Genomic DNA, 10,562 nt, shown 5'->3' with positions numbered 1-10,562 from the left:
CTCTCAAAGATTCTAACGAATCTTTTCGCTTAGTTCTCTGGGTTCAGCATTAGCCCGTCCGGCTCGTTGAGGACTTCACCTCAGAGATGACGGATTAAAATCCGCCACCCAATCAGGATGGGACTACTTAATTACCTTTGTAACAACTCCAGATGCTACTGTTCTTCCGCCTTCACGTACAGCGAATCTTAGTCCTTCTTCTAGAGCGATTGGTTTTTGGAGTGTGATCTTGAATGTTGCGTTGTCTCCTGGCATTACCATTTCTACGCCTTCTTCTAGTTCGATGTCTCCTGTTACGTCTGTTGTTCTAAAGAAGAATTGTGGTCTATATCCACTGAAGAATGGTGTGTGACGTCCACCTTCTTCTTTTGTTAGTACGTATACTTGGCCTTCGAATTCTGTGTGTGGGTTTACAGAACCTGGTTTTGCTAGTACTTGTCCTCTTGAGATTTGATCTCTTGTTACTCCTCTTAGTAGTAGTCCTACGTTATCTCCAGATTCTGCTTGGTCTAGTGATTTGTGGAACATTTCTACTCCAGTTACTACTGTTTCTTTTGTATCTTCTGTTAGTCCTACGATTTCTACTGTATCACCAACTTTTAGTGTTCCTCTTTCAACTCTTCCTGTTGCTACTGTTCCACGTCCTGAGATTGTCATTACGTCTTCTACTGGCATTAGGAATGGTTGGTCGTTGTCTCTTTCTGGGATGTCGAAGTATTCGTCTACTTGTGCCATTAGGTCAAGGATTTTGTCTGACCATGGGCCTTCTCCACCTTCTTCTAGTGATTTAAGAGCAGATCCAACTACTACTGGAGCGTTGTCTCCGTCGAAGTCGTATTCTGATAGTAGGTCTCTGATTTCCATTTCTACTAATTCGATTAGTTCTGGATCGTCTACTTGGTCTTCTTTGTTTAGGAATACTGCGATTTTTGGAACGCCTACTTGTCTTGCTAGTAGGATGTGTTCTCTTGTTTGTGGCATTGGACCGTCTGCTGCAGATACTACGATGATAGCACCATCCATTTGTGCTGCACCTGTGATCATGTTTTTAACGTAGTCAGCGTGGCCTGGAGCGTCGATGTGGGCATAGTGTCTGTTTTCTGTTTCGTATTCTACTACAGAAGTGTTGATTGTGATTCCACGTTCTCTTTCTTCTGGAGCCTTATCGATGTGTTCGTAGTCTACGTACTCACCTGTACCGTATTTTTTGTTTAGGGCTTGAGTGATTGCTGCTGTTGTTGTTGTTTTACCGTGGTCTACGTGACCGATTGTACCAATATTAATATGTGGTTTGCTTCTTTCAAATGTTTGTTTGCTCATTATATTCTCCTATATTAATTATTTATCTAATACTTGTTCTTTAACTGATTCTGGAACTTGTGCATAGTGGTCGAATTGCATTGAATATGTCGCTCTACCTTGAGTTTTACTTCTTAGGTCTGTCGCATATCCAAACATTTCTGATAGTGGAATAAATGCATCAAGCACGTGAATTCCATCTTTAGGGTTCATTCCATCAATCTTACCTCTTCTTGATGAAACATCTCCCATTACATCACCAAGATATTCATCTGGTGTTGTAATTTCTACCTTTTCAAGTGGTTCTAGTAGAACTGGACCTGCTTTTTCAACAGCGTTCTTGAAGCCCATGCTTCCTGCAACGTGGAAGGCAACTTCTGATGAGTCGACTTCGTGGTAAGAACCATCAACTAGGATTACGTGTATGTCTACCATTGGGTATCCACCAAGGATTCCGCTTGCTGCAGCTTCTCTTACACCTGCCTCAACTGGCTTGATGTATTCTTTAGGTACTGCACCACCGACAATTTTGGATTCGAATGTAATTCCAGAGCCTTCTTCTCCTGGCATAACTTGAAGAATAACATCACCGTATTGTCCTGAACCACCGGATTGTCTAACGAACTTACCTTGTGCTTCAGCTTCTTTAGTGATAGATTCTCTGTATGCTACTTGTGGGTTACCGATGTTAGCTTCTACTTTGAATTCTCTTAGTAGTCTGTCTACGATTACCTCAAGGTGAAGTTCACCCATTCCAGAGATGATTGTTTGACCTGTTTCTTCATCTGATCTAGTTTGGAAGGTTGGATCTTCTTCTGCTAGTTTTTGAAGTCCTACGATCATCTTATCTTGACTTGCTCTTGTTTTTGGCTCGATAGCAACTGAGATTACTGGGTCTGGGAATTCCATGTTTTCAAGGATAATTGGGTTATCTTGGTCACATAGGGAATCTCCTGTTGTTGTATCTTTAAGTCCTAATAGGGCTACGATATCTCCAGAAAATCCTTCTTCGATTTCTTGTTGCTTGTTGGAGTGCATTTGCATAATACGTCCAACTCTTTCTTTCTTGCCTTTTGTAGCATTGTAGATGTAAGAACCTGATTTAATTGTACCTGAGTAAATTCTTACATAGATTAGCTTACCTACATATGGGTCTGTTACAACCTTAAATGCAAGTGCAGCTAGTGGTTCGTTATCTCCAGGTTTTCTTTCTAGAACGATTGAATCATCTTTAGGATCTGTACCATCAATTGCTGGAACATCCTCTGGACTTGGCATGTAAGCTACGATTGCATCAAGGAGTGCTTGTACACCCTTGTTTTTGTAAGCTGATCCGCATAGACATGGGAATATCTTCTTATCGATTGTTCCTTTTCTTATTGCAGCATTGATCTCATCTTCACTAACTTCTTCTCCTTCAAGGTATTTCATCATGATGTTATCATCGATTTCTGAAAGTTCTTCAAGAAGGTTAGCTCTGTATTCTTCTGCTTGTTCAACAAGTTCAGCTGGGATTTCACCTTTAATTGGGTGAGCTCCTAAGTCTTCTGTGTTGTATGTTACAGATTCCATTGTTACAAGATCAACTACTCCTTCGAATTGTTGTTCTGCACCTATTGGAATTTCTATTGGAACTGCGTTTGCTTTAAGTTTATCTTTGATTGTATCAACAGCCATGAAGAAGTCAGCACCTGTAGCATCCATTTTGTTAATGAAACAAAATCTTGGGATGTCATACTTATCAGCTTGTCTCCAAACTGTTTCTGATTGTGGTTCTACACCGCTTTTAGCGTCGAATAGTGCAACAGCACCATCTAGTACCCTTAGTGATCTTTCTACTTCTACAGTAAAGTCCACGTGGCCTGGGGTATCTATGATGTTGATTCTGTGATCATTCCAATAACATGTTGTAGCTGCAGATCCGATTGTAATTCCACGTTCCTTTTCTTGGTCCATGGAGTCCATTACTGCAGTACCATCATGTGTATCACCGATTTTATAGATCTTACCGGTATAGTATAACATTCTTTCTGTTACAGTAGTCTTACCAGCGTCTATGTGAGCCATGATACCTATGTTTCTGGTGTCCTTTAATGAGACGTCTCTTTTCATTTGTCCCCCTATTTCTAGTATCTATAGTGTGCGAAAGCTTTGTTTGCTTCAGCTGCTCTGTGCATTTCTTCTTTTCTTCTTACTGCTGCACCAGCGTTGTTTGAAGCATCTAGGATTTCCTTAGATAGTCTTTCCACCATAGTTTTTTCACCACGAGCTCTTGAGAAGTTTACGAGCCATCTAAGAGCTAGTGTTTGTCTTCTTTCTGGTCTAACTTCCATTGGTACTTGGTAGTTGGCACCACCAATTCTTCTGGCTTTTACTTCTAGTGTTGGCATTATATTTTCCATAGCTTGATAGAATACTTCTAGTGCATCGTTGCCAGTTTCTTCTGCAATGATGTCAAAAGCATCATAAACTATTTTTGTAGCAAGGCCTTTCTTACCATCTAACATTACGTTATTGATTAGCTTAGTAACAACTCTATCGTTGTACTTAGCATCAGGCATTACCTCTCTTTTTGGTATATGTCCTTTTCTTGACACTTTTCTTCCCTCCTTTACCAATTATGTGTAATATCTTGAGTACTCGACAATTTCTTGCCGTCAGTGTGCACATATACCTTGTATATAAATAGGTACATTATGCACTTATTTTGCTAAATATTAAGCTTTTTTAGCTCCGTATTTAGATCTTCCTTGTTTTCTTCCGTCTACTCCTGCTGTATCTAGAGTACCTCTAATGATGTGGTATCTAACACCTGGAAGGTCTTTTACTCTTCCACCTCTGATCAATACAACACTGTGTTCTTGAAGATTGTGTCCAATTCCTGGAATGTAAGATAGTACTTCAGCTCCGTTTGTAAGTCTAACTCTGGCGATCTTTCTTAGCGCTGAGTTTGGCTTTTTAGGTGTTACAGTTCTTACAGATGTACAAACTCCACGTTTTTGTGGTGATTGGTTTGGTGTAATTCTACTTTTAAGTGTGTTGTAGTTGTAACCTAGAGCTGGTGTATCTGATTTAGATTTTTCGCTCTTTCTACCTTTTCTAACAAGTTGATTAATTGTAGGCATAATGCACCTCCTTTTCTTTTATAATTTAAATAATTGGCAATCTATGCCAATCCTTCAATATTCTACACGTCCAATCCTTTTTTGTCAAGTAAATTACTTATTTTTCTAGACTTTGGGTATATAATCTAAAAGCGAAAAAGGAGTGTATATGAAAATTGCTATAGTAGGATTTGCCTTATCTGGCTTTTCCTTTCTCAAATCAATAATTGATAATAAGAAAAATGATAATTTAGAAATCGATATATACGAAAAACGAAGCGAATATCCAGCAGGTCTTCCTTACGAAGATGATAGTTACGATAAGCTTTTAAATGTAGATAGCGACGAGATGATTTATCCAAAAGAAAATAAGGATGATTTTAAAGATTGGATGGAAGATAATAATAAGAAAATCGACCCTATAGAGAAGATGGCTCCTAGGATTTATTTCGCTTCTTTCCTTAAGGATAAGGCAAAAGATTATATAGACCTTCCCTTTGTCAATATTATAAATGAAGAAGTTACTGATATTAGTGTCTCCATCAATGATTATAAGGAAAGCTATGAGCTTAGGACAAAAGATAAAAAGTCCACTTATGATTTTATCTTCCTTGCAACCGGGGCAAGCTTCTACCAAGATCCCTACGGCCTTCGCGGAGAAGATTCCTATATAGAAAGTCCTTATCCTCTAAAGGATAAATTAAAAGATATAGATGATGACTCTTCAATAGCTGTAATCGGTACTTCTGCCGCCTCAACTGATGTCTTCAGATATCTTATGAAAAATAAGAATCTCACAAAGCCTATCAATTTCTTTACGGGTGAAAATGAATATAAGATAGTTGACATTCCTTATGAAGGAAGTATTTACGATAAATATTCTCTAGACGATGCTTGGATTAATAGAGCTCTTAGCGATAATGAATTCATAAATCTTGATGAATTAATAGATAGGATCGAGAAAGATTTTTCTGATAATGGATTCGACTTAAGATATGCTTACAATACCTACAAGGATCACAGTCTAGACTTAAGCAGGAAGGCAATTACTGAAAACGATCAGGCCCTCGCCTTTTGCGAGGACTATTTTATGCAATTTACAGTCTACGTGGCTGACATAATCAATAATCTAAGACCCCAAGATAGACAGATTTTTCTAAATAAATACTACAAATATTTAAGCTTTCTTGGAGGAAAGACTCCCTATAAATCTATGAAGCTAATCCTTAAAGCCTACGATGAGAGAAACATTGATATAATTACCAATAGCAAATCAATAGAAAAGACATCCAATGGAAGCTTTCTCCTCAAGGGAGATAGGTCATCCTATGCAGATGTCCTAATCAACTGTTCAGGAATTGAAACTAATCTAAATAAAGTGGCTGATAAGCTTCCTCTCTACAATAATCTCTTATCAAAGGAAATGATTATGGCAGATAAGGATGGAGAATGTATAGCTGTCACTTGGCCTAGACTTAATCCACTGAGCAAAAAATACGGCTGTCTTAGAAATATTTCAATAACAGGAATGATGGTTACAACAACTGATATTGACAATAACGACGCAAGATGCATACAAAAGTCCGCAGAAAGAATTGGGAAAATCCTAGTCGATGATTACAATTTGTAAATCTTAGACTGGGGCTTTCCCCTTTTATTTTAAGATAAAAAAGATAAGTATTTTAGAATTATGAAATCAATCACGACATAAAATTGTGATATAGGCGATATTTTCATCCTTTGATTGAAGTCAAATACTTCGTGAGTTACAAAGGAAATATTATAGTCAGATAAGTGGGATATGGTGTTGTTGGATAGCTTGGTGATAGAAGCTATAGTTACATCTTTCTTAAGGGATTTTATAAAATCAATCAACTTCTCATTTTCTCCACTAAAGGATATTACAAAGAGGACATCTCCATCTTTTATAAGACTCTTATATCTCTCATAATCGGAGTCTTGGTCAAGGATATTAAGAATCTTACCGACGTTAAAGAAATTTCTCTTAAGCTCCTCTGCTACATTTAGTTGTGTATAGCCATTTCCTATGACAAATATGTCCCTTGCCTCATTTAATTTCTTAAATAAGCCATCGAGATTTAGGGAAGTCATCATGGTCATAGTTAGATTGATGTCGTTTTTAGTATATTCGATTTCATTATTATCAAAGGAAGAATTCTTAGCTTCTTCGCTCCATTTTATAAGATATTTAAGCTCACTGTATCCATCTAATCCGAGCTTTTTGGTAAATGTCATTATGGAGCTAGTGCTAAGTCCTAACTCATCTGCCATTTGATTGATATTTAATTCGTTAGCCTCACTCTTATTCTGGATTATGTAGGAATATATTCTAAGGTCATTATTATTGAGATTAGCGTAATTTTCCCTAACTAAGTTCATCAATATCATTGCTTTCCCTTTCTAGAAATTCTATAAAAAACTTCTCTAGTTCTATTATATAGGGGCTTATTAGCCTAACTTCTCTTTCTTCTTCGGCTAGGAAGATATTATAGTCACTTTTTGTCATAGACTTGTACTCACTTCCTATAATTAGTTTGATGCAATGGATGGATGCTATCTGAAACATCAATTCCTCGCTTCGTGCATCTTCGGAAAAATCCACAATCACCACCAAGCTATCTTCAAGCATTTCTCTATCGAATGCGACTATCTCCATGGCCCCAGCATATGTTTCTGATAGGATTCCTACATCAAAAAGCAGTCTTTTGACCGAATCTTTAATTATATCTTCATAGGCTCCATTACCATAGATAAAGGCTCGTTTAACTTCCCTTAGCTTCTTATAAATCAAGTCCTTTTTTGCATCGAAACTTGTCGCAGAGCTTGTCACTATATCGACCTTGTCATTTAAAATATAGTACTTGAGGTCATTGTAGCCATTAAAACCAAGCTTTTTGGCAAATCTTAGGACAGAGGTCCTCGATGTGTAACAAATACTCGCAAATTCGTTAATTGTAAGATTGTAATTAAGACCGTTTTTTAGTATTTCGTTTGCAATTACATAGTCTGTCTGGGTAAATTTATTTTCATTTTCCCTAATAAGTTTTTCTAATCTGATAATATCACCTCACAAAAAAATCCCTACTAAGCATATTATACGCTAAGTAGAGATTTTTCTTATATAACTAGGTTTTTCTTTTATTAGTTAAGTTCTGGCCAGAAGTCCTTGTTTGCTTCGATTAGATCATCAAGAAGTTCTTTAGCAACTTTCGCACTTGGTACTGTTGCTGAAAGTGTTAGAGCTTGCCACATCTTTAGGTAGCTTCCTTCAATCCAAGCTTCAACTACAAGTTTTTCTACAGATACTTGTTGTTCCATAAGTCCTTTTTGGAATTGTGGAATTGCACCTTGGTTGATTCTTTCGATTCCGTTTTTACCTACTAGACATGGGATTTCAACCATTGCTGTTGGGTCAAAGTTTGGAATTGCTCCGTTGTTTTCAACTATAAGAAGGAATCTTTCCTTTGTGTTTTCTGCAAGGGCAATAGCAAGGTCTACGATGTAGGTTGCGTGTGCATCAAGCTCGATTTCAACTCCTTCTGCTGTTCCCTTATCGATTATATTTTGGCAGAAACCAAATACATCTTTTTCTCTTCCTTCGCGAACTTCGTCAACTCTTGTGTGGTTTGGATCAGTATGTTCCATTACGAAGTCTGGGTAGAAGTAGTATTTTAGGTAAGTGTTTGGAATTGTTTCTGGGTCTAGGGCATAGACATCTTTTGCCTTTGTAAATGTCTCAACCCATGATGGATCAAGGTGTTGAGCTGTTCCTATACCATCAGCAAAGCCGTTTACAGAAACGTGTTCTTTGATTTTTGGCATAAGGTCGTTTCCTTCCTTATCAGAAATTGCTGTAAACCAACCAAAGTGGTTTAGGCCATAATAAGAGAAGTCAAGCTCTTGCCATTCTTTTAGTCCAACCATATCTGCCATCTTGTACATTAGGTCAATTGGCATGTCACAGATGTTAATAATCTTAGAATTTGGTCTTAGTCTTCTAGTAGCTTCTGCTACGATTGCTGCTGGGTTTGAGTAGTTTAGCATCCAAGCTTCTGGAGAGTATTTTTCCATGTAGTCAAGAATTTCAAGTACTCCACCGATTGAACGCATACCATAGCTCATTCCACCTGGTCCGCATGTTTCTTGTCCGATACATCCATGTTTTAATGGAACTTTCTCATCCCTATCACGCATCTCGTATTTACCAACTCTCAATTGAGCTAGAACAAAGTCAACCTCTGTAAATCCTTCTTCAGGATCTGTAGTATAGACTAAGTTGATTTCTGGGTGTCTTTCTTTTAGTACGATTTCTAGTGCCTTACCGATAACGCCTTGTCTGTCTGCGTCGTTATCGTAAAGTTTGATAGATCTAATTGGGAATCTATCAAGGTTATCTAGAAGCATTCCTATAATTCCTGGTGTAAATGTTGAACCACCACCAGCTACAACTATTGAATATTTTTGTGTCATTCTTAACTCCTTTTATATTAATTCTTTTCTTAACTAATTAACTTTTCTAATCTAATAATTCGCCAAAGGCATCTGCTACATATTGGATATCCATTCCCACTATAACGTGAACCGAATTTCCACTCTTGGCAGTACCATAAGTTCCAATTTCTCTAAAGTATGAATCATCTGCAACCTTTGAAGGATCGTTGACATTTACTCTAAGCCTTGTTACACAGTTAGTAAAGTCTTTGATGTTTTCGGCACCACCTAATCCTACTAGGATTTCATCAGCCATAACTTCAAACTTATCTGCAGATTTTACAATTTTACCTTCAGTTCCTTCTTCCTTCTTCTTAGCCTTGTAGTCCTTCTTTGTGTAGAGTTTTGCTGAATCCTCTGCAGTTGTCCTACCTGGTGTCTTGAAGTCAAACTTAGTTATAAGGAAGGTAAATACTAAATACCATACTGCTATCGCAACAAGTCCTATCACAAGCATTATGAGATAAGTCTTCCAGTGATTTGCCGCAAGAGGTATCCAGTTTAAGGAAGCCATCTCTATAGCTCCTCCGGAGAATATTCCTACCACCCCAAATATATTCATTGCAGTTGCTAGCAAAGAAGAGAGTACAGCGTGAACTACAAATAGTTGTGGTGCTATAAAGAGGAAGGTAAACTCAATTGGCTCTGTAACCCCACTTAATACAGCTGTTAGAACAACCGGAATCATAAGACCTGCTATCTTCTTCTTATTTTCAGGAAGAGCTGTCTTATAGAAGGCAAGTCCTACACCGACACATCCAAAAATCTTAGACCAACCTGTAGCTGTAAGCTGAGCGTAAGGGGCAATTTCTTTTAGTGGTGCTGCACTAGCCGCAATCTCTGGCAGACTCTGAGCCCAGGTAGAGTAAATACCACCAGATACTATCAAGCTATCATAATACATTGGAGCATACAATAAATGGTGAAGTCCAAAAGGTATTAATAGTTTTTCCAATAGTACAAAAACTGAAACACCAATTGTACCTGAATTAACTATGAAATCTCTAAACACATTCATTCCCGCTTGAATCTTAGGCCAAACCAAAACTGCTAGGAAAGCTATTGGAATCATAACAATAAATCCAATACCTAAGACAAATGCTGAACCTTTGAAAACTCCTAAAGCTTCTGGAAGTCTAGTATCGAAGAATCTGTTATGTAGATAGATTGCAATACCAGATATTAACAAAGCTCCCATCATTCCCATATCAAGGGTTTTAACATTTGCAATCATTGCAAGACCGCTTGCTCCACCAACCTCTTGTGAGAAGTCTACACCAAATGTAGGTCCCCAATGTTTAAGTATTGTTGAAACATAATTTAAGAAGACTATGTAGATTACAAAAGCTTCCATGCTCGCTCTGGCATTTTGCTTTTTGGCAAGTCCTATCGGTAGGGCGATTGCAAATAATAATGGCACTTGATTAAATACTACCCAAGCTCCTGACAAGACCATGTCCCAAAATCCAAACCAGATTGTTCCTTCGCTGGCCATTGGTCCCATGATTACTTCAGTAGTAAACAAAGTACCAAAGCCAATTAGTAGAGCTGAAACTGCAAAAAGCATTACAGGTGTGAACATCGCTCCACCAAATCTTTGAATTTTTTCTTTCATGGTTCTCCTCCTATTGAAAACGTATTATCTTA

The 10,562-nt window shown here is 37.7% G+C and carries 9 protein-coding genes and 1 pseudogene; 1 reads left to right on the top strand and 9 read right to left on the bottom strand.

Annotation, left to right across the window (positions count from 1 at the left end; genetic code table 11):
- Nucleotides 1–123: 123 nt before the first annotated feature.
- From tuf to rpsL, 4 genes are all read right to left on the bottom strand, one after another.
- Nucleotides 124–1,320 carry an elongation factor Tu gene (gene tuf, locus MRZ08_RS01100; protein WP_015777418.1) on the bottom strand — a complete coding sequence of 399 codons (1,197 nt, stop codon included), beginning with the start codon at nt 1,318–1,320 and terminating at the stop codon, nt 124–126.
- An 18-nt stretch (nt 1,321–1,338) separates the two neighbouring features.
- Nucleotides 1,339–3,411 (bottom strand): elongation factor G, encoded by a 2,073-nt coding sequence (gene fusA / locus MRZ08_RS01095; protein ID WP_297378283.1) that lies wholly within the window; start codon nt 3,409–3,411, stop codon nt 1,339–1,341.
- A gap of 14 nt (nt 3,412–3,425) precedes the next feature.
- The gene (rpsG, locus tag MRZ08_RS01090; protein WP_015777416.1) at nt 3,426–3,896 is read right to left on the bottom strand and encodes a 30S ribosomal protein S7; all 471 of its coding nucleotides are present in this window, start codon (nt 3,894–3,896) and stop codon (nt 3,426–3,428) included.
- Between the two features lie 120 nt (nt 3,897–4,016).
- On the bottom strand, nt 4,017–4,424 hold the full coding sequence (gene rpsL, locus MRZ08_RS01085) for a 30S ribosomal protein S12 (RefSeq protein WP_004834930.1): 408 nt from the start codon (nt 4,422–4,424) through the stop codon (nt 4,017–4,019).
- A gap of 148 nt (nt 4,425–4,572) precedes the next feature.
- Here rpsL and MRZ08_RS01080 point away from each other — a divergent pair, with 148 nt between their 5' ends.
- Nucleotides 4,573–6,033: an FAD/NAD(P)-binding protein gene (locus MRZ08_RS01080; protein WP_297378276.1), complete on the top strand. Its 1,461-nt coding sequence runs from the start codon at nt 4,573–4,575 to the stop codon at nt 6,031–6,033.
- A gap of 29 nt (nt 6,034–6,062) precedes the next feature.
- Here MRZ08_RS01080 and MRZ08_RS01075 read toward each other — a convergent pair whose 3' ends face one another.
- The 5 genes and pseudogenes from MRZ08_RS01075 to MRZ08_RS01055 all read right to left on the bottom strand — a co-directional run bounded on the left by MRZ08_RS01075 (nt 6,063) and on the right by MRZ08_RS01055 (nt 10,530).
- The gene (locus MRZ08_RS01075; RefSeq protein ID WP_297378274.1) at nt 6,063–6,812 is read right to left on the bottom strand and encodes a MurR/RpiR family transcriptional regulator; all 750 of its coding nucleotides are present in this window, start codon (nt 6,810–6,812) and stop codon (nt 6,063–6,065) included.
- On the bottom strand, nt 6,790–7,254 hold the full coding sequence (locus MRZ08_RS01070; RefSeq protein ID WP_297378271.1) for a MurR/RpiR family transcriptional regulator: 465 nt from the start codon (nt 7,252–7,254) through the stop codon (nt 6,790–6,792). The genes MRZ08_RS01075 and MRZ08_RS01070 overlap by 23 nt, the downstream gene beginning before the upstream one ends.
- Before the next feature lie 36 nt (nt 7,255–7,290).
- A pseudogene (locus tag MRZ08_RS01065) lies at nt 7,291–7,464 on the bottom strand (MurR/RpiR family transcriptional regulator); the annotation flags it as partial.
- A gap of 101 nt (nt 7,465–7,565) precedes the next feature.
- Complete coding sequence (locus MRZ08_RS01060) at nt 7,566–8,894, bottom strand: 6-phospho-alpha-glucosidase (protein WP_297378268.1); 1,329 nt, start codon at nt 8,892–8,894, stop codon at nt 7,566–7,568.
- Nucleotides 8,895–8,940: 46 nt separating this feature from the next.
- Entirely contained in the window at nt 8,941–10,530 is a 1,590-nt protein-coding gene (locus MRZ08_RS01055) for an alpha-glucoside-specific PTS transporter subunit IIBC (protein ID WP_297378265.1), read from the bottom strand.
- Nucleotides 10,531–10,562: the final 32 nt, after the last annotated feature.

Source organism: Anaerococcus sp. (assembly GCF_022770135.1).
Taxonomy (GTDB): domain Bacteria; phylum Bacillota; class Clostridia; order Tissierellales; family Peptoniphilaceae; genus Anaerococcus.
The sequence above is the reverse complement of the archived record's forward strand: the minus strand, read 5'-3'. Positions and strand labels throughout refer to the sequence as shown.

Coding starts and splice junctions, on each gene's coding strand:
- tuf (WP_015777418.1), bottom strand. CDS start 1,320: ATGAGCAAACAAACATTTGAAAGAAGCAAACCACATATTAATATTGGT.
- fusA (WP_297378283.1), bottom strand. CDS start 3,411: ATGAAAAGAGACGTCTCATTAAAGGACACCAGAAACATAGGTATCATG.
- rpsL (WP_004834930.1), bottom strand. CDS start 4,424: ATGCCTACAATTAATCAACTTGTTAGAAAAGGTAGAAAGAGCGAAAAA.
- MRZ08_RS01080 (WP_297378276.1), top strand. CDS start 4,573: ATGAAAATTGCTATAGTAGGATTTGCCTTATCTGGCTTTTCCTTTCTC.
- MRZ08_RS01075 (WP_297378274.1), bottom strand. CDS start 6,812: ATGATATTGATGAACTTAGTTAGGGAAAATTACGCTAATCTCAATAAT.
- MRZ08_RS01060 (WP_297378268.1), bottom strand. CDS start 8,894: ATGACACAAAAATATTCAATAGTTGTAGCTGGTGGTGGTTCAACATTT.
- MRZ08_RS01055 (WP_297378265.1), bottom strand. CDS start 10,530: ATGAAAGAAAAAATTCAAAGATTTGGTGGAGCGATGTTCACACCTGTA.